Annotated in this window: 15 protein-coding genes and 1 pseudogene; 2 read left to right on the top strand and 14 right to left on the bottom strand. The window is 55.2% G+C overall.

Going from position 1 to position 20,138, the window contains the following annotated elements:
- Window positions 1-86 precede the first annotated feature (86 nt).
- The 9 genes and pseudogenes from carB to G0034_RS23260 form a co-directional block, all read right to left on the bottom strand.
- Entirely contained in the window at window positions 87-3,311 is a 3,225-nt protein-coding gene (gene carB, locus G0034_RS03415; RefSeq protein ID WP_014882499.1) for a carbamoyl-phosphate synthase large subunit, read from the bottom strand.
- Between the two features lie 18 nt (window positions 3,312-3,329).
- Complete coding sequence (gene carA / locus G0034_RS03410) at window positions 3,330-4,478, bottom strand: glutamine-hydrolyzing carbamoyl-phosphate synthase small subunit (RefSeq protein WP_014882498.1); 1,149 nt, start codon at window positions 4,476-4,478, stop codon at window positions 3,330-3,332.
- A gap of 454 nt (window positions 4,479-4,932) precedes the next feature.
- Entirely contained in the window at window positions 4,933-5,754 is an 822-nt protein-coding gene (dapB, locus tag G0034_RS03405) for a 4-hydroxy-tetrahydrodipicolinate reductase (protein ID WP_179120515.1), read from the bottom strand.
- A 205-nt stretch (window positions 5,755-5,959) separates the two neighbouring features.
- Window positions 5,960-6,910: a 4-hydroxy-3-methylbut-2-enyl diphosphate reductase gene (gene ispH / locus G0034_RS03400; RefSeq protein WP_014882496.1), complete on the bottom strand. Its 951-nt coding sequence runs from the start codon at window positions 6,908-6,910 to the stop codon at window positions 5,960-5,962.
- Window position 6,911: 1 nt separating this feature from the next.
- Window positions 6,912-7,361 (bottom strand): FKBP-type peptidyl-prolyl cis-trans isomerase, encoded by a 450-nt coding sequence (fkpB, locus tag G0034_RS03395; RefSeq protein ID WP_003856450.1) that lies wholly within the window; start codon window positions 7,359-7,361, stop codon window positions 6,912-6,914.
- Window positions 7,362-7,478: 117 nt separating this feature from the next.
- Window positions 7,479-7,979 carry a signal peptidase II gene (lspA, locus tag G0034_RS03390; protein ID WP_008502034.1) on the bottom strand — a complete coding sequence of 167 codons (501 nt, stop codon included), beginning with the start codon at window positions 7,977-7,979 and terminating at the stop codon, window positions 7,479-7,481.
- Complete coding sequence (gene ileS / locus G0034_RS03385; RefSeq protein WP_023332058.1) at window positions 7,979-10,795, bottom strand: isoleucine--tRNA ligase; 2,817 nt, start codon at window positions 10,793-10,795, stop codon at window positions 7,979-7,981. Before ileS ends, lspA begins: the two co-directional genes overlap by 1 nt.
- A 45-nt stretch (window positions 10,796-10,840) precedes the next feature.
- Window positions 10,841-11,767 (bottom strand): bifunctional riboflavin kinase/FAD synthetase, encoded by a 927-nt coding sequence (ribF, locus tag G0034_RS03380; RefSeq protein ID WP_014882494.1) that lies wholly within the window; start codon window positions 11,765-11,767, stop codon window positions 10,841-10,843.
- 7 nt (window positions 11,768-11,774) lie between these two features.
- Window positions 11,775-11,942, bottom strand: a pseudogene (locus tag G0034_RS23260) (DUF2575 domain-containing protein).
- Between the two features lie 152 nt (window positions 11,943-12,094).
- Between G0034_RS23260 and rpsT the strand changes: the two are divergent.
- Entirely contained in the window at window positions 12,095-12,358 is a 264-nt protein-coding gene (gene rpsT, locus G0034_RS03365; RefSeq protein WP_003856458.1) for a 30S ribosomal protein S20, read from the top strand.
- Window positions 12,359-12,415: 57 nt separating this feature from the next.
- On the opposite strand, the gene nhaR is transcribed toward rpsT, so the two are convergent.
- The 4 genes from nhaR to dnaK form a co-directional block, all read right to left on the bottom strand.
- The gene (gene nhaR, locus G0034_RS03360; protein WP_014882493.1) at window positions 12,416-13,315 is read right to left on the bottom strand and encodes a transcriptional activator NhaR; all 900 of its coding nucleotides are present in this window, start codon (window positions 13,313-13,315) and stop codon (window positions 12,416-12,418) included.
- Window positions 13,316-13,372: 57 nt separating this feature from the next.
- A complete protein-coding gene (gene nhaA / locus G0034_RS03355; protein ID WP_063943959.1) occupies window positions 13,373-14,548 on the bottom strand; it encodes a Na+/H+ antiporter NhaA in 1,176 nt (391 codons plus the stop codon).
- 172 nt (window positions 14,549-14,720) lie between these two features.
- Window positions 14,721-15,866 (bottom strand): molecular chaperone DnaJ, encoded by a 1,146-nt coding sequence (dnaJ, locus tag G0034_RS03350; RefSeq protein ID WP_014830600.1) that lies wholly within the window; start codon window positions 15,864-15,866, stop codon window positions 14,721-14,723.
- An 87-nt stretch (window positions 15,867-15,953) separates the two neighbouring features.
- The gene (gene dnaK / locus G0034_RS03345; RefSeq protein ID WP_014882491.1) at window positions 15,954-17,867 is read right to left on the bottom strand and encodes a molecular chaperone DnaK; all 1,914 of its coding nucleotides are present in this window, start codon (window positions 17,865-17,867) and stop codon (window positions 15,954-15,956) included.
- 296 nt (window positions 17,868-18,163) lie between these two features.
- Between dnaK and satP the strand changes: the two genes are divergently transcribed.
- On the top strand, window positions 18,164-18,730 hold the full coding sequence (gene satP / locus G0034_RS03340; RefSeq protein WP_048996009.1) for an acetate uptake transporter: 567 nt from the start codon (window positions 18,164-18,166) through the stop codon (window positions 18,728-18,730).
- Here satP and G0034_RS03335 read toward each other — a convergent pair.
- On the bottom strand, window positions 18,707-20,029 hold the full coding sequence (locus G0034_RS03335) for an MFS transporter (RefSeq protein WP_179120514.1): 1,323 nt from the start codon (window positions 20,027-20,029) through the stop codon (window positions 18,707-18,709). The genes satP and G0034_RS03335 overlap by 24 nt on opposite strands.
- Window positions 20,030-20,138: the final 109 nt, after the last annotated feature.

Here is a 20,138-nt window from a genome sequence, read left to right as displayed (position 1 = left end):
CTAACTGACTGAAAGCGGATGGAAAACCAGAAGGTTCTGAAGAGGGGAAGAATGCCCGGCAACCGAATGGCACCGGGCATTTTGTCTTACTTGTTAATCTGCGCGTGCATTTCCTGCACTGAAATCACCTTCTCGGTGGCATCCGCATTCAGCGCCATAGCTGTTGCGAAACCGCCGTTCAGGGTAGTGTCATAGTGCACTTTGTACTGCAGCGCGCTGCGGCGAATCAGCTTGGAGTCTTCAATCGCCTGACGACCTGCGGTGGTGTTGATGATGTAGGTGTATTCGCCATTCTTGATACGGTCCTGAATGTGCGGACGACCTTCATGCACCTTGTTCACCAGGCGCGGGTTGATACCGGCTTCACCCAGCACAATCGCCGTACCGTGAGTTGCATCCAGCTCGAAGCCCTGTTTCAGCAGCTTGGCCGCCAGGTCAACCACACGCTCTTTATCGCCTTCGCGAACGGAGAGCAGCGCACGACCTGATTTTCTCATGGTGGAGCTACTGCCGAGCTGCGCTTTCGCGAACGCTTCAGCGAAGGTGCGGCCCACGCCCATCACTTCCCCGGTAGAGCGCATTTCTGGCCCTAACAGCGGGTCAACGCCCGGGAATTTGTTGAACGGCAGCACCACTTCTTTCACCGAGTAGTACGGCGGAATGATCTCTTTGGTCACGCCCTGCTGCGCCAGCGTCTGGCCCGCCATCACGCGCGCCGCCACTTTCGCCAGCGGAATACCGGTGGCTTTGGAAACGAACGGGACGGTACGTGCCGCACGCGGGTTCACTTCAATCAGGTAGACTTCGTTGTCTTTCACCGCGAACTGGACGTTCATCAGGCCGCGAACCTGCAGCTCGAAGGCCAGCTTCTGCACCTGCTGACGCATCACATCCTGAATTTCCTGGCTCAGGGTGTAGGCTGGCAGAGAACAGGCTGAGTCACCTGAGTGCACGCCCGCCTGCTCGATATGTTCCATGATGCCGCCAATCAGCACCATTTCGCCGTCGCAGATGGCGTCAACGTCCACTTCCACCGCGTCGTCGAGGAAGCGGTCGAGCAGCACTGGCGCATCGTTAGAAACGCTCACCGCCGTCTGGAAGTAACGACGCAGGTCAGCTTCGTCATACACGATTTCCATCGCGCGGCCGCCCAGGACGTAAGAAGGACGCACCACCAGCGGATAGCCAATCTCTTTCGCCTTCTCAACGGCCATCTCAATGGCGGTGACGGTGGCGTTGGCTGGCTGTTTCAGCTTCAGACGGTCAACCGCCTGCTGGAAACGCTCGCGGTCTTCCGCACGGTCAATCGCATCCGGGCTGGTACCAATAACCGGTACGCCTGCGGCTTCCAGCGCACGGGCCAGCTTCAGCGGAGTCTGACCACCGTACTGCACGATAACGCCTTTTGGCTTCTCAATGCGCACGATTTCCAGCACGTCTTCCAGAGTAACCGGCTCGAAGTAGAGGCGGTCGGAGGTGTCGTAGTCGGTTGAGACCGTTTCCGGGTTACAGTTGACCATGATGGTCTCGTAACCGTCTTCGCGCAGCGCCAGCGAGGCGTGTACGCAGCAGTAGTCAAACTCAATGCCCTGGCCGATACGGTTTGGACCGCCGCCCAGCACCATAATCTTGTCGCGGTCGACGGACGGGTTCGCTTCACATTCGTCTTCATAGGTAGAGTACATGTACGCGGTGTCGGTGGAGAACTCCGCCGCACAGGTGTCCACGCGCTTGTAAACCGGGTGCAGGTCGTACTGGTCACGCAGCTTGCGGATTTCCGCTTCACGTACGCCCGCCAGTTTAGCCAGGCGCGCATCGGCGAAACCTTTACGCTTCAGCATACGCAGGAAGTCTGCGTCCAGGCCGTTGATGCCCAGCTCTGCCACTTTCTCTTCCAGACGCACCAGCTCTTCAATCTGCACCAGGAACCAGCGGTCAATGTTGGTCAGGTTGAATACGCCGTCGACGGACAGGCCAGCACGGAAGGCATCGGCGATGTACCAGATACGCTCTGCACCCGCATCTTTCAGTTCGCGGCGAATTTTGGTCAGTGCTTCCGGGTCGTCCAGGCTGACTTTAGGGTCAAAGCCGGTTGCACCCACTTCCAGACCGCGCAGCGCTTTCTGCAGGGATTCCTGCTGCGTGCGGCCAATCGCCATCACTTCACCGACAGATTTCATCTGGGTGGTCAGGCGGTCGTTCGCACCGGCGAATTTCTCGAAGTTGAAGCGTGGAATTTTGGTCACAACGTAGTCGATGGACGGTTCGAAGGAGGCTGGCGTGCGGCCACCGGTGATATCGTTCATCAGCTCATCGAGGGTGTAACCCACCGCCAGTTTCGCCGCCACTTTCGCAATCGGGAAGCCGGTCGCTTTGGAGGCCAGCGCGGAGGAACGGGACACGCGCGGGTTCATTTCGATAACAATCAGACGCCCCGTTTTCGGGTTCACCGAGAACTGCACGTTTGAGCCGCCGGTTTCCACGCCGATTTCACGCAGCACCGCCATCGAGGCGTTACGCATGATTTGGTACTCTTTGTCGGTCAGCGTCTGGGCTGGCGCAACAGTGATGGAGTCGCCGGTGTGGATACCCATCGCATCGAAGTTTTCGATGGAGCAGACGATGATGCAGTTGTCGTTTTTATCACGCACCACTTCCATCTCGTACTCTTTCCAGCCAATCAGCGATTCATCAATCAGCAGCTCTTTGGTTGGCGAGAGATCCAGACCGCGTTCGCAAATCTCTTCGAACTCTTCGCGGTTGTAGGCGATACCGCCGCCGGTCCCCCCCATAGTGAAGGATGGACGGATGATGCACGGATAGCCCACTTCAGCCGCAACGGCCAGCGCCTCTTCCATATTGTGCGCGATACCGGAACGCGCGGTGTCGAGGCCGATTTTTTTCATCGCCACGTCGAAGCGACGACGGTCTTCTGCTTTATCAATTGCATCGGCGGTCGCGCCAATCATGGTCACGCCGAACTCGGCCAGCACGCCCTGACGCTCCAGCTCGAGCGCACAGTTTAGCGCCGTCTGGCCACCCATGGTTGGCAGCACAGCATCCGGACGCTCTTTCTCAATGATTTTGCGTACCACTTCCCAGTGAATCGGCTCGATGTAGGTTGCATCCGCCATTTCCGGGTCGGTCATGATGGTCGCCGGGTTGGAGTTGACCAGGATAACGCGGTAACCCTCTTCACGCAGGGCTTTACATGCCTGCGCACCGGAGTAGTCAAATTCACAGGCCTGGCCGATAACAATCGGGCCAGCGCCAAGGATCAGGATGCTTTTTATGTCTGTACGTTTTGGCATGGTCTTCTCGGCTCCTGATTATTTAGCGGTCTTACGGTATTGCTCGATAAGTTCGATGAAGTGATCGAACAGCGGCGCGGCGTCGTGCGGGCCCGGGCTGGCTTCCGGGTGGCCCTGGAAGCTGAACGCTGGCTTATCGGTACGATGAATCCCCTGCAGAGTGCCATCGAACAGTGATTTATGCGTCACGCGCAGGTTAGCCGGCATTGACGCTTCATCGACGGCAAAACCGTGGTTCTGCGCGGTGATCATCACCGTGTTGTTATCAATATCTTTCACCGGGTGGTTACCACCGTGGTGGCCGAACTTCATCTTGATGGTGTTCGCACCGCTCGCCAGCGCCAGCAGCTGATGGCCGAGGCAGATGCCGAATACCGGGATGTCAGTTTCCAGGAAGGACTTGATGGCGTCGATAGCGTAGTCGCACGGTGCCGGGTCGCCAGGACCGTTAGAAAGGAAGATGCCATCCGGGTTCATCTTCAGTACGTCTTCGGCAGAGGTTTTCGCCGGAACCACCGTCAGACGGCAGCCGCGGTCAACCAGCATGCGAAGGATGTTGCGCTTGGCGCCGAAATCATAGGCCACCACGTGGAACGGCAGCTCGCTCTCTTTTTTCGCTTCCGGCAGGTCGCCTTCCAGCGTCCAGCTACCCTGCGTCCAGCTATAGGCTTCAGCGGTAGTCACTTCTTTCGCCAGGTCCATGCCGTTCAGACCCGGGAAGGCTTTCGCTTTTTCCAGCGCCAGCGTGGCATCGAGGTTATCACCCGCGATGATGCAGCCGTTCTGTGCACCCTTCTCGCGCAGCAGACGCGTTAACTTACGGGTATCGATATCAGCAATCGCCACGATGTTATGGCGCTTCAGGTAAGACGAGAGATCTTCAGTGCTGCGGAAGTTGCTGGCAATCAGCGGCAGGTCGCGGATGACCAGGCCTTGCGCATGTACCTGAGAAGATTCTTCGTCAGCCGCATTGGTGCCGACATTGCCGATATGAGGATAAGTAAGAGTAACGATTTGGCGAGAATAGGAAGGATCAGTGAGGATTTCTTGATAACCGGTCATTGAAGTATTGAAAACGACTTCCCCAACCGCCGAACCCGTTGCCCCTATGGCCCGACCGATAAACTGGGTTCCGTCTTCCAGAACCAATAGCGCTGACTTAATCAAAACACCCTCCAGAGAATATTCACTCACTTTATTTGCATATTAATTCATAACCATGTCATGAATCAATGCAAATGTGTTGCCAGCGGATTTTTGGCAAACGGCGGCATTCTGGAGATTGGGAGGCTAAAAGTCAACTTAAAACGGATATTTTGTTTATCCTTTTGCAAGCCTGGCGAGAGTAAAGCCACTTAAGCGACAAAAAGATCAGGTAAATCACTGTAGAAAACGCTTGCGTGCATGGTTTAATGAAAAACTATTCGGCCAGGCAGTAAAAAGTGGACCAAATGGTCAAAATTTACATTACAGTAACGAAAACAAGAGATAAAAGCGCTTGTTTTTAAGCTTTAGAGCAAAAATTAAAGAAAATGAGGTAAAATAAAAGGGCAATAAAATATTGCCCTATGCAATCAATATATTACGACTGCAATAACCACATCACGATGGGTAATAATGCTTACAGATTGTTGAGATCAAGCACATCTCGCATATCAAAAAGGCCGCTCTTATTTCCTTTCAGCCACAAAGCGGAACGCACTGCACCATTGGCAAACGTCATTCGGCTGGAAGCTTTATGCGTAATTTCGACGCGTTCGCCAATATCGGCGAACATCGCCGTATGTTCACCGACGATGTCACCCGCACGGACGGTAGCAAAACCAATCGTGCCCGGTACGCGTTCGCCGGTATGACCTTCGCGGGTATAGACCGCGCAGTCTTTCAAATCTTTATCGAGTGCATGAGCAATCGCTTCGCCCATCGCCAGCGCCGTGCCTGATGGCGCATCAACTTTGTAGCGGTGGTGCGCTTCAACAATCTCAATGTCGGTGTAGTTGCCCATCACCTTCGCCGCCTTCTCCAGTAGCTTCAGCATGACGTTAACGCCCACGCTAAAGTTTGCCGCGAAGACAATCGCAATTTCTTTCGATGCATCCTGGATGGCCTGCTTACCTGCGTCGTCAAAACCGGTGGTGCCGATCACCATCCCCTTACCGTGCTGCCGGCAAAACGCAAGATGCGTCAGCGTCCCTTCCGGGCGGGTAAAATCGATAAATACATCGAAGTCATCCTTAACCGCTTCCAGGCTGCTATGTACGGTGACGCCGGTCTTTCCTGCGCCCGCCAGTTCACCTGCATCGGCTCCCAACAGTGATGACCCTTCACGCTCCAGCGCCGCGCCCAGTGCCACGCCATCCATCTGAAGTGCCGCCTGAATCAGCTGACGGCCCATACGTCCACCCGCGCCCGCAATGGCGACACGGATCTGTGCATCATGCATAGTTATTCTCTTACGTTAAAATGATGTAAATCGTTTTCAGATTAACCAGCCTTCGCAAAGGCTGCCAACTGAAAACACCGATAATTAGAATTTAACGTGAAACAGACTTAAATATCAGTAAAAGACATGATTTTGTCGTCACGATAAAGTACGGGGCAAAAAAAAGGCCAGCACATGAGATGCTGGCCTTTCATCAGATAAGGGGTTATTCCACTTCGCGCGCATCGATACGCAGTTCTTTCGGGACCTCGAAAACAATGTTCTCTTCGCGTCCTTCGAGCGGAACCGCTTCGCCGCCGCCGAGTTCCTGCAGGCGGACAATGACGTTCTGCACCAGAATATCCGGCGCGGAAGCGCCTGCGGTCACGCCGACGCAGGCCGCATTTTTCACCCACGCTTCCTGAATATCCGTCGCGTCGTCGATCAGAAATGCCGCTTTACCCATACGCTGTGCCAGTTCGGCCAGACGGTTAGAGTTAGAGGAGTTTTTCGAGCCGACCACCAGCACCACATCCGCCTGTTCAGCCAGCGCGCGCACCGCTTCCTGACGGTTGGTGGTGGCGTAGCAGATATCGTCTTTACGCGGCCCGACGATCTTCGGGAAGCGCTGGCGCAGTGCGTCAATCACATCAGAGGTATCGTCAACGGAGAGCGTCGTCTGGGTCATAAACGACAGACGGGCTTCGTTTTTGACGTTCAGCGTCAGGACATCTTCCGGCGACTCCACCAGGTACATGCCCCCTTCCGGGTTACTGTACTGCCCCATCGTGCCTTCGACTTCCGGATGACCCGCGTGGCCAATCAGAATCGACTCTTCACCACGACGGCTGGCGCGCGCCACTTCCATATGCACTTTCGTCACCAGCGGACAGGTGGCATCAAAGACCGTCAGATCGCGGCTTTTCGCTTCGTTACGGACGGCCTGAGAGACGCCGTGCGCGGAGAAGATCAGGATCGCGCCGTCCGGCACTTCGCTAATCTGCTCGATGAAAATAGCACCACGCTCGCGCAGGCTGTCGACCACGTAGCGGTTGTGCACCACTTCGTGACGCACATAAATCGGCGCGCCGTAAATTTCCAGCGCGTTTTCAACAATGCTGATAGCGCGGTCTACACCGGCGCAGAAGCCGCGCGGGTTAGCCAACAGGATCTGCATTTTAGGCCTCCAGTGCTGGGTCAATCTCCAGCACTTCAACATCAAAATGAACGGTACGCCCGGCAAGCGGATGGTTGAAATCAACGGTAATGGAGTCACCGTTGATTTCGCGGATCACACCAGGCATTTCGCTGCCGTCCATAGCGGTAAAGAGCATAATCGCCCCGATTTCCGGCTCACCAGCGTCCATAAATTCGCGACGCGAGAAATACTGGATCAGATCCGGGCTTGGCACACCAAACGCAGCATCTGGCTCCAGCGAAAAGGCTTTTTTCTCGCCCTCTTTCAGGCCAAGAAGCTGCTGCTCAAGACCTTCAGACAGGGAGGTATCGCCAAGACGGAACAGGGCCGGTTTGCCGTTATTGCGGGTGGATTCAGCCGTGGAGCCATCATCCAGCTTCAGCGTGAAGTGGACGAGAACCGCGCTGTTGCTCTGTACGGATTTAGACATGCAAATTGCTCGCTTGTTTTGGGTCACCTGTTTCCCGGTGGCGCTACGCTTACCGGGCCTACGGGAGGCCACAAATTCTGTAGGCCGGGTAAGCGTAGCGCCACCCGGCGTTGATGCTTACGCCTGCTCTTTCGCGGCCGGTTTCGGCAAGAAACCTTCCAGCACGATTAACGCCGCACCGATGCAAATTGCGCTATCGGCGAGGTTAAAGGTCGCGAAGTGCCAGTCGCCGACGTAGAAGTCGATCATATCGACCACAAAGCCGTGCCACAGGCGATCGAACAGATTACCCAGCGCGCCGCCAATGATCAGCGCGTAGGCGATGTTATTCAGCTTTTGCGTTGCCTTCGAACGGTACATCAGCACTGCCAGTATGACGCAAATACCTAAAGCGATACCCGCGAAGAACCAGCGCTGCCAGCCACCGCTGTCAGCAAGGAAGCTAAACGCCGCACCGTAGTTACGTGCGTAGTGCAGGTTAAGCGACGGGAACAGCGGGACCGTCTCCCCCAGAGCAAAGTTCTGGAGGATCAGGAACTTGCTGCCCAGATCGATAATCAGCACTACCACAACCAGCCACAGCCAGCGCAGTCCTGTTGAACAGAGAGTTTTACTCATCAGGCAAACTTACGTTTTTCGCCGTCACCGGCGACGTTGCTTACACAGCGTCCGCAGATGTCTGCGTGTTCCGCCACCTGGCCGACATCCGTGGTGTAATGCCAGCAACGCGGGCATTTCTCACCGTCGGCTTTGCTCAGCGCGACTTTCAGTCCTTTGAGCAGCTCGCTCTGCTGAGCATCAGCAGAGGCCTCGGCATAATCCGCAACTTTCGCACCGGAGGTCAACAGGACAAATCGTAATTCATCACCCAGCGCGGTCAGTTTTGCCGCCAGCTCAGGTTCGGCGTACAGGGTGACTGCCGCTTCCAAAGAGCCGCCGACTTTCTTGTCCGCACGCGCCTGTTCGATAACCTTGTTCACTTCGCCACGCACTTTCAGCAGCTCGTCCCAGAAGGCATCGTTCATCGCTTCGGTGCTGGAGAGATCGAACAGACCTTCGTACCACTCGCCCGTGAAGACATATTTCTCACGGTCGCCTGGCAGGTAGCCCCAGATTTCATCTGCGGTGAAGGACATGATCGGCGCCATCCAGCGAACCAGCGCTTCAGCGATGTGGAACAGGGCGGTCTGGCAGCTACGACGCGCCACGCTGTCCGCTTTCGCGGTGTACTGGCGGTCTTTGATGATGTCGAGATAGAACGAGCCCATTTCGATGGAGCAGAAGCGCATCAGGCGCTGCACCACTTCGTGGAAATCATAAGACTCATAGGCTTTCAGGATATCGTCCTGCGCCGCTTTCGCACAGCCTACCGCCCAGCGGTCCAGCACGACCATCTCTTCCGGTTTCACCATGTCCTTCACTGGATCAAAACCGTTCAGGTTCGCCAGCAGGAAGCGCGCGGTGTTACGGATACGACGATAGCTGTCGGCAGCACGCTTCAGGATCTCGTCAGACACCGCCATTTCGCCGGTGTAGTCGGTAGAAGCCACCCACAGACGCAGGATGTCTGCGCCCAGCTTGTTCATCACATCCTGCGGAGAAACGGTGTTCCCGATGGATTTAGACATCTTACGACCCTGACCATCCACGGTGAAGCCGTGAGTCAGTACCTGGCGATAAGGTGCTTTACCTTTCATGGCGGTGGAGATCATCAGGGATGACATGAACCAGCCGCGGTGTTGGTCAGACCCTTCCAGATACATGTCGGCAGCGTGACCGGCAAACTCTGGACGCACGTCAACCACCGAGGCGTGGGTCGAACCAGAGTCGAACCACACGTCCAGGGTATCTGGCACTTTCTCGTAGTTGTCCGCGTCCGCGCCCAGGATGTCGCGGGCATCGAGATCCCACCACGCCTGAATGCCGTCAACTTCGACGCGCTTCGCCACTTCTTCCATCAGTTCCAGGGTATTCGGGTGCAGTTCCTGCGTCTCTTTATGTACGAACAGAGACATCGGCACGCCCCAGGTACGCTGACGAGAGATACACCAGTCAGGACGGTTAGCGACCATGGATTCGATACGCGCCTGGCCCCAGTCCGGGATCCACTGCACGCCTTTGATCTCTTTCAGAGACTGCTCACGCAGGCCTTTCTGATCCATGCTGACGAACCACTGCGGGGTTGCACGGAAGATGATCGGCGTCTTGTGACGCCAGCAGCATGGATAGCTGTGCTGCATTTTCTCAACGTGCAGCAGCGCGCCGCTGGTGCGCAGCATATCCACGATGATGTCGTTGGCTTTAAAGACGTTGATACCGTCCAGAGCCGGATAAGTACCAGGCAGGTACGAGCCGTCCGGGCCAACCGGGTTAGCGATTTCCAGACCGTACTTCAGGCTGATGTTGTAGTCGTCAGGACCATGGCCACCGGCGGTATGCACCGCACCGGTACCGGCTTCCAGCGTGACGTGATCGCCCAGGATTGCCGGGACATCGAAGTCGAGGAACGGGTGCTTGAAGCGCATCAGCTCCAGCGCGTCACCTTTCACGGTGCCCAGCACGGTGTAGTCGGAGATGTTCGCGCGTTTCAGCACGCTCTCCACCAGATCTTTCGCCAGGATAACCGCGCGCCCCTCAATCTGCACCAGCGCGTAGTCAAACTCACCGGACAGGGAGATTGCACGGTTGGCTGGCAGCGTCCACGGCGTGGTGGTCCAGATCACCAGCGAGACCGGGCCGTTAACGGAGGAAACGCCAAATTTGGCTTTCACCGCATCCTGATCGACAGCGTCGAACGCCACGTCGATAGAAGGCGAGGTTTTGTCGTAATACTCTACTTCGGCTTCTGCCAGCGCAGAACGGCAGTCCACGCACCAGTGCACCGGCTTCGCGCCTTTGTGCAGATGGCCGTTACCGATGATTTTGCCCAGCGCACGGATGATGTTGGCTTCAGTTTTGAAGTCCATAGTCAGGTACGGGTGCGACCAGTCGCCCAATACACCCAGACGGATAAAGTCCGCACGCTGGCCGTCAACCTGCGTGGCAGCGTATTCGCGGCATTTTGCACGGAACTCAGCGGCGGTGAACTTCTCACCTGGCTTGCCAAACTCTTGCTCTACTTTCAGCTCGATTGGCAGACCGTGGCAGTCCCAGCCCGGAACGTAAGGCGAGTCATATCCCGTGAGGCCTTTGGACTTCACGATAATGTCTTTCAGAATCTTGTTTACAGAGTGACCAATATGAATGCTGCCATTCGCATAGGGAGGGCCATCATGCAGAATGAAGGTTTTTTTGCCTTTTTTGGCTGCACGAATGATGCCGTACAGGTCATCATCGGTCCAACGCGCCAGCATTCCCGGTTCGCGCTTGGCGAGATCGCCGCGCATCGGGAACCCTGTTTCCGGCAAATTCAGGGTTGATTTATAGTCACTCATCAGATTCTCGGTTCCGTATTTATCACGTAGGCATTTAAGCCGGGTTCATAGCCCAAAAAACTCGCGGGCCGTCAATTCATCACGCGCAATCTGCGCTTTTAGTTCATCCAGTGAAGCAAATCGCTGCTCATTGCGTATTTTTTTACGCAGTATTACATCTATATGGCGACCATAAAGGTCCATTACAACGTCCAGCAGGTGCACTTCTAACTGTTGACGTACACCGGCGACAGTGGGACGCGTGCCAATGTTGGCAACGCCGTAAAACGGCTTATCGCCCAGTCCTGCCACTTCCACCGCATAGACCCCTTTAACCGGGGAAACCTGACGACGCAGCGGGATATTCGCCGTCGGGAAACCTATCGTGCGCCCCAGGGCGTCGCCATGCACGACGCGGCCTGAGATAGTAAACGGGTGCCCCAGCAGCGTTTCTGCCGTATCCAGTTCATCATTCGCCAGCGCCTGACGCACCGCCGTGCTGCTGACGCGCACGCCGCCTTCACAGAAGGTCATCGCGCTGGTGACGTCAAAACCGTACTCCAGGCCCGCCTTCTGTAATAGCAAGAAATCACCCTGACGACCAGCGCCAAAGCGGAAATCATCCCCCACGGCGAGAAACTGTACGCCAAGACGCTTAACCAGCAGGTCGCTGACGAAATTTTGTGCTGTCAGTGCGGCAAAGCGACGATCGAAACGCACGCACAGCACGTAGTCGACGCCGGACTCTGCCAGGTAGCGCAGCTTCTCACGCAGGCGAGTGAGACGGGCGGGCGATTTATCCCCCGCAAACAGCTCCAGCGGTTGCGGTTCGAAAATCATCACCACCACGGGCAGGCCACGGGCCTCCCCTTCTTTACGCAATCCCTGCAACAGCGCCTGATGACCACGATGCACGCCGTCGAAATTACCAATAGTCAGCACGCACCCGTGTGGTGCGCTGCTGAGATTATGTATGCCGCGTATCAGCTTCATGTCTGGCTCAAAACAGTGAAAATCGCCAAAGTATACCTTGTACCGCGGTTAAGGTTAACCGGCGATTGTTCGCGCAAAACAGAAAGCCGTAATGATTTCATCAGGCTGACCTTTCACAGCGAAAAAATCTGCGCGTGAACTGCGATTTTTATGCCGAAAGGCTGTATTCACGCAAGACAAGCTGGTAGAATCCTGCGCCATCACTACGTAACGTAGCGTCGCTTTTTAACGGCGCTTATTTGCACAAATCCATTGACAAAAGAAGGCAAAGAGGGCATATTCCTCGGCCTTTGAATTGTCCACATAGATCATATTTGGGAGTTGGACTTGGCTAATATCAAATCAGCTAAGAAACGTGCCGTTCAGTCTGAAAAGGCTCGTAAGCACAACGCAAGCCGTCGCTCTATGATGCGTACTTTCATCAAGAAAGTATACGCAGCAATCGAAGCTGGCGACAAAGCTGCAGCGCAGAACGCATTTAACGAAATGCAACCAATCGTGGATCGTCAGGCTGCTAAAGGTCTGATCCACAAAAACAAAGCAGCGCGTCATAAAGCAAACCTGACCGCGCAGATCAACAAACTGGCTTAATCGCTACTTGTTGTTGCTTGTTTAAAGAACCCGCTTAACGCGGGTTTTTTTATGTCTTCAGATTGCCGGTGGCGTAAACAGCGCCGAGTAGTCACGGTTGCAGATTCGCTGCACCGCCGGGTGCTGAATCATTCTTTCGGCAAATATGGCGTGATACTCCTCCATCACGTTATCCACTCTGCCAATCTCCGTAATCTTGTTGTCTGAATAGAGATCGAGCACGTACAGCGTTGGCGCAACGAAGATGGCATTGTGCGCTTCGCCAAAGGCTTTCATCAGTGCCGCATCGTCGAATTCACCGAGGATCTCCACCTTCAGCCCCTGCGAGTTAAACCAGTTCAACAGCTTACGCCCGAGCATTGACCGCCTTCCCGGCACCAATAAGCGACGCTCTTCCAGACAGGCCGGGAAGGGTTTTTCCGGCGGTGGATTAATGCACCAGAAGCTGACACCGCATTCGCCAATCTTCACTGAGAACAGCCCTTCCTGCTGCGTGGAGTCGATGGGGCAGTCCGAGATAATCATATCCAGCTTATGCTGGCTCAGCTGTTCCAGCAGCATCTCGTGGGTGGATTCAAAGCAGCGCAGATGGATTTGTTCATCTTCCACCACCGCGGCATCCAGCACGCCGCTCACCAGCCGTTTGGACAGCGCATCCGCCACGCCGACGTCAAAGAGCAGGTTAGACTCTTTGCGATAGTTGACGATATCCAGCATCTCCTGGCTCAGGGTGAACATCTTGTCCGCATAGCGAAAGACCAGTTCCCCAAGTTCGCTTGGCTCAATCCCGCGGCCTTTACGCTTGAACAGCTTGCCCTGCAGGCGCTCTTCCAGCGCCTTGATTTGGCCGGTAATGGTCTGCGGCGTGAGATAGAGCGCCTCAGCCGCCCCCACCACCGAGCCCTGCTTGTAGACGTGCCAGAAGTAGTAAAGATGGTTGTAATTCAAATGAGACATAGCGTCTTCACTCCCTGAGTATGTAACGGGAGAAGGCTCATCTTCTCCCGGTTTCCGTTATGCCTGGACAGCCTGTCCGGGCAATTTCACCTTCAACAAGGTATAACCGATTACCGCGGCCAGTAATGACCCGATAAGAATGCCGAGCTTCGCCCAGACGATGAGTTCAGGGGCATTTGTGCCAAACGCCAGCGTCGAGATAAAGATCGACATGGTAAATCCAATACCACACAGCACGCCGACAGCCATAATCTGACCAAAGGTGGTGCCGTTCGGCAGCGATGCCAGCTTCATCTTCAGCGCCAGCCAGCAGAACAGGCTGATCCCCAGCGGTTTACCAATAAACAGCCCGGCAATAATGCCCAGCGGAAGGACAGACGTCAGCCCATCCAGCGTCACGCCCTGCAGGGAAACACCGGCGTTAGCAAAGGCAAACAGTGGCAGGATCATAAAGGCGACCCACGGGTGCAGGACGTGCTCAAGCTGTTTAGCAGGGGATTTACCCTCCTGCGGTTTTAGCGGCACAAAGAAGCCAACAATCACCCCGGCCAGCGTGGCATGCACGCCGGATTTCAATACCGCTGTCCAGAGTACCATCCCCACGAGGATGTAAATGCCGATGCGGCGGACATTGAAAATGTTCAGCAGCGCCAGGACCGCAATTGCACCTGCTGCCACGCTCAGCGACAGAATCGACAGATCGCTGGTATAAAACAGCGCGATAATCACGATCGCGCCCAGATCATCAATGATCGCCAGCGCCATCAGGAAGATTTTCAACGCCATCGGCACGCGGCTGCCGAGCAAGGCTAAGACACCGAGCGCAAACGCGATATCCGTTGCCGCCGGGATAGCCCACCCGTCACGCGCAACAGGATCCTGCCAGGTAAACGCAAGGAACAGCAGTGCCGGAACGACCATCCCGCCGATAGCGGCGATCACCGGAAAGGCGGCGCGCTGACGGCTGGCGAGGGAGCCCAACACCAGCTCCCGTTTGACCTCAAGTCCCACCAGCAGGAAGAACACCGCCATTAGCGCATCGTTGATCCACAGCAGCATGTTCTTGTTAATTTCCAGCGCCCCGACCTTCAGCTCAACGGGTGTTTCCAAAAATGCGTGATAGAGATCGCGCGTCATGCCCAGGTTCGCCAGCACCATTGCGGCTGCCGCGGCAATAATCAGGATCACACCACCGGACGCCTCACTGCTAAAGAAACGGTGTAGTAATTTCATTTAAGTTCTCTCTTTTACAACAATACCTCGATAAAACCATAATACCAAGCCAAATAACTCGGCAAAAACAGATTAATATTGAGTGTAGACTCAGTTTTACCGATCTATCCCCCAAAATAAAAAAGCCCGGAATCGCTTCCAGGCTTTATATCGTGGAAAACCGGCTAACAGATTAGCGGGTCAAATCGTCGAAGAATTTTTTGACGCCATCAAAGAAGCTTTTGGAGCGCGGGCTGTTTTTCTCGCCCGTTGGGCCGCCAAAGCTCTCCTGCAGCTCTTTCAGTAGCTGTTTCTGCTTGTCGTTCAGCCCCACTGGGGTTTCTACAACCACACGGCACAGCAGGTCGCCCTGAGCACCGCCGCGAACGGACTTCACGCCTTTACCGCGCATGCGGAACAGCTTACCGGTCTGGGTTTCGCCCGGGATCTTCAGATTGACGCGACCATCCAGGGTAGGCACTTCAATTTCACCACCGAGCGCCGCCATGGCGAAGTTGATCGGCACTTCACAGTACAGGTTGTTACCTTCACGCTCGAAGATGGCATGCTGCTTCACCTGAACCTGAACGTACAGATCGCCTGCCGGTGCGCCGTGCTCACCGGCTTCACCTTCACCTGCCAGACGGATGCGGTCGCCCGTATCCACGCCTGCCGGGATTTTGACGGACAGGGTCTTGGTTTTCTCAACGCGACCATGACCGTGGCATTTAGTGCACGGATCTTTAATCAGCGTACCGCGGCCATGACAGTGAGGACAGGCCTGCTGTACTGCGAAGAAGCCCTGACGCATCTGCACCTGACCGGAACCGTGACAGGTTGGACAGGTCTGCGGTTGGGTACCCGCTTTCGCGCCGCTGCCGTGGCACACGTCACACTCTTCCAGCGTCGGGATACGGATCTCTTTGGTGACACCGCGAACGGCCTCTTCCAGCGTCAGCTCCATGTTGTAGCGCAGGTCTGCGCCGCGCGCTGCGCGCTGACGACCACGACCGCCGCCAAAGATATCGCCGAATACGTCGCCGAAGATGTCGCTGAAATCAGCACCGCCGCCAAAGCCGCCGCCACCGAATCCGCCGCCGCCCATACCGCCCTGTTCAAAGGCTGCGTGGCCGTACTGGTCATAGGCCGCACGTTTTTGTGCATCGGTCAGGACTTCGTAGGCTTCTTTGATCTCTTTAAATTTTGCTTCAGCCTCTTTATCCCCCTGGTTGCGGTCCGGGTGGAATTTCATGGCCAGGCGCTTATACGCCTTTTTGATTTCACGCTCTTCCGCAGTTTTCGGAACGCCTAAAATCTCGTAATAGTCTTGCTTTGCCATTGGTTTTTTTAAGCCCCTTAACATGCGAGCACGGGCGTGGAGAGTTCTCCTACGCCCGTGCCGATTAATTACCCTGCATCAGGGCGATTATTTTTTGTCTTTAACTTCTTCGAACTCAGCGTCGACAACGTCGTCGTCTTTCGCGTTGTTCGCGGAAGCGTCAGCGCCCGCTTGCTGCTGCGCGTGCTGCTGCTGAGCAATTTCCATCAGCTTCTGGGAAGCCTGTGCCAGCTCCTGCATCTTCGCTTCGATATCCGCTTTGTCTTCGCCTTTCAGAGACGTTTCCAGCGCGGTCAGTGCAGCTTCGATAGCCGTTTTATCTTCCGCTGGCAGTTTGTCGCCCGCTTCTTCAACCTGCTTACGGGTGCTGTGCAGCAGATGGTCACCCTGGTTACGGGTCTGAACCAGCTCTTCGAACTTACGGTCAGATTCCGCGTTCGCTTCTGCTTCACGAACCATTTTCTGGATCTCTTCTTCGTTCAGACCGGAAGAAGCCTTAATGGTGATCTTCTGCTCTTTACCGCTGTTTTTGTCTTTCGCGGAAACGTGCAGGATACCGTCAGCATCGATATCGAAGGTCACTTCGATCTGCGGCATGCCGCGTGGTGCCGGGTTGATACCATCCAGGTTGAACTGACCCAGAGATTTGTTATCAGACGCACGTTTACGCTCACCTTGCAGCACATGGATGGTTACCGCAGACTGGTTGTCTTCAGCGGTAGAGAACACCTGGCTGTGCTTGGTCGGGATAGTGGTGTTTTTAGTGATCAGCGCAGTCATCACGCCGCCCATGGTTTCGATACCCAGAGACAGCGGGGTAACGTCCAGCAGCAGAACGTCTTTCACTTCACCGGTCAATACACCACCCTGAACGGCAGCACCGATAGCAACGGCTTCGTCCGGGTTAACATCTTTACGTGGCTCTTTACCGAAGAACTCAGCCACTTTCTTCTGGACCATTGGCATACGGGTCTGACCACCAACGAGGATAACGTCATTGATATCAGACACGGACAGGCCAGCATCCTGCAGAGCAACTTTCAGTGGCTCGATAGAACGGTTCACCAGGTCTTCGACCAGGCTTTCCAGTTTTGCACGGGTCACTTTGATGTTCATGTGTTTAGGACCGGTCGCATCTGCAGTAATGTACGGCAGGTTAACGTCGGTCTGCTGAGCGGAAGACAGTTCGATCTTCGCTTTCTCAGCGGCTTCTTTCAGGCGCTGCATGGCCAGCGGGTCGTTACGCAGGTCGATGCCCTGATCTTTCTTGAACTCGTCTACGAGGTAGTTGATCAGACGGGTATCGAAGTCTTCACCACCCAGGTGGGTATCACCGTTGGTTGCCAGAACTTCGAAGGTTTTTTCGCCGTCAACTTCGTCGATTTCGATAATAGAGATATCGAAGGTACCACCACCCAGGTCGTAAACCGCGATAGTGCGGTTGCCCACTTCTTTATCCAGACCGTAAGCCAGAGCCGCTGCGGTAGGTTCGTTGATGATACGTTTTACTTCCAGACCTGCGATACGGCCAGCATCTTTGGTAGCCTGACGCTGAGCATCGTTAAAGTAGGCAGGTACGGTGATAACGGCTTCAGTTACTGGCTCACCCAGGTAATCTTCAGCAGTCTTCTTCATTTTTTTCAGCACTTCAGCAGAGATCTGCGGTGGTGCAGTTTTGGTGCCTTTCACATCAAGCCATGCATCGCCGTTATCTGCTGCGATGATTTTGTAAGGCATGATAGAAACGTCACGCTGAACTTCTTCGTCCTGGAAGCGGCGGCCGATCAGGCGTTTAATCGCAAACAGGGTATTTTGCGGGTTTGTCACTGCCTGACGTTTAGCCGGCTGACCAACCAGAGTTTCACCATCCTGGGTATAAGCAATGATAGAAGGCGTGGTGCGATCGCCCTCGGCGTTCTCCAGCACGCGTGCAGTAGTGCCGTCCATAATCGCTACACAAGAGTTGGTCGTACCCAGGTCGATACCAATAATTTTACCCATCTAAACGTCTCCACTAAAAATTCAGTCAACATGTGGTTGTGTACCTGTAATAAGGGCAGAACGTGCTTTTTCAACTGCCCAGATTTGATTTTTTTCAGGTCCACACACTGCGGTTGACTACAAGATGGGGTCGCTACGGCATCCATCAAGGGGCAAGCGTAAAAAAATTTTTAATTTCACCCTGATGAGATCATAGACGGCATCGATTGCGCCCATTATGATGCCGCGCCCCGTCAGGGAGTAATGACGCGGGTTTAACCATTTCACCATATTAATGATGATTTTTTTGAGGACTTATGGGCAACACTAAGTTGGCTAATCCGGCTCCGCTGGGCCTGATGGGTTTTGGCATGACCACTATCCTGCTGAACCTGCACAACATCGGGATGTTCCCGATGGATGGCATTATCCTGGCGATGGGCATTTTTTACGGCGGCATCGCACAAATCTTCGCGGGTCTGCTGGAATATAAGAAAGGCAACACCTTCGGCTTAACCGCCTTCACCTCTTACGGCTCGTTCTGGCTGACGCTGGTCGCTATCCTGCTGATGCCTAAAATGGGTCTGGCAGACGCAGCGAATGCCCACTTCCTGGGCGTGTATCTGGGTCTGTGGGGCGTCTTCACCCTGTTCATGTTCTTCGGCACGCTGAAGGGGAACCGCGCGCTGCAGTTCGTCTTCCTGAGCCTGACCGTACTGTTCGCCCTGCTGTCCATCGGCCACCTGGTGGATAACGAAGGCCTCGTACACGTTGCAGGCTGGATTGGCCTGGTATGCGGCGCAAGCGCTATCTACCTGGCCATGGGTGAAGTGCTGAACGAGCAGTTCGGCCGCACTATTCTACCGATTGGTGAAAAACACTGATTCGTCTGTCGTGCCCGCCTCGCGGGCACGATTTTCCCCTGACTGCCGAAGCCAAATCCCCAATACCAGCCCCATTAACGACAACGCCAGCACGTACCAGGCCGGCGCCAGGGGAGACACCCCCATTAATACCGTCACCGCAATCGGCGTCAGTCCGCCAAAGATGGCATACGAGACGTTGTAAGAAAATGAGATGCCGGTGAAGCGCACCTCAGGCGGAAACGCGCGTACCATCACATACGGTACCGCCCCGACAACGCCTACGCACAGGCCTACCACACCGTACAGCAGGAACAGCTGTTCAGGGTGGCTGCCTGCCAAATGGTAAAACGCCCAGCTTGATACGGCCAGTAACAGGCTGCCGACGATAAAGGTCACGCTGGCACCGAAGCGATCGACAGCCAGCCCGGCGGCCAGACAGCCAAAGCAAAGCATAATGGTCGCGATACTGTTCGCCTGTAACGTCACTGCCGGGGCGAACCCGTACTGTTTTTGCAGCCAGACCGGCGACATCAAAATCACCACTACGATGCCCGCCGAGAGAAGCCAGGTGAGCAGCATCGACACCACGACCGCTTTTTTATGGCGCACCACCACGGCTTTGACCGGCAACTCCTGAGCCAGCGCTTTGCGCTGCTGCATCTCAAGGAAAATCGGCGTCTCCTGCAACCAGCGACGCAGGTACATCGCCACCAGGCCAAACGCTCCGCCCAGCAGGAACGGTAAGCGCCAGCCCCAGTCGTGCACAGCCTGCTGCGTCATGCTGATGTTTACAATGGTCGCAACGATGGAACCAAGCAAAATCCCCACCGTTAACCCCGCGGTTAAGGTGCCGCAGGCGATACCAATGCGGCGCGCCGGAACATGTTCCGCAACAAACACCCACGCCCCCGGTACCTCACCACCGATCGCCGCCCCCTGAAGAATACGCATCAGTAGCAGCAATAACGGGGCAACAATACCCATTGAGGCATAGGTTGGCAGCAGGCCAATTGCCAGCGTCGGCACGGCCATCAGCAAGATACTCAGGGTAAACATTTTCTTGCGCCCGACCAGATCGCCAAAGTGCGCCATCACAATGCCGCCCAGCGGACGTGCCAGATATCCGGCAGCAAAAATGCCGAAGGTTTGCACCTGTCGCAGCCATTCCGGGATATCCGCCGGGAAGAACAACTCCCCTACCACAGCGGCGAAGAAAACAAAGATGATGAAGTCGTAAAACTCCAGCGCGCCGCCCAGAGCGGCGAGCGTGAGGGTTTTGTAATCCTGTCGATTCAGAGGTCGGGTGTTATGTGACATAGCGAACCATTGTGCATGTATTGTGGATTATTTTTTACAGCAAACGTAAAGAAAAAATTACTATATCGTAAATCCATTTACACGCCACTGCGGCTGATGCTAATGTCAC

The organism is Enterobacter sp. T2, assembly GCF_010692925.1.
GTDB lineage: Bacteria > Pseudomonadota > Gammaproteobacteria > Enterobacterales > Enterobacteriaceae > Enterobacter > Enterobacter kobei.
The sequence above is the reverse complement of the archived record's forward strand: the minus strand, read 5'-3'. Positions and strand labels throughout refer to the sequence as shown.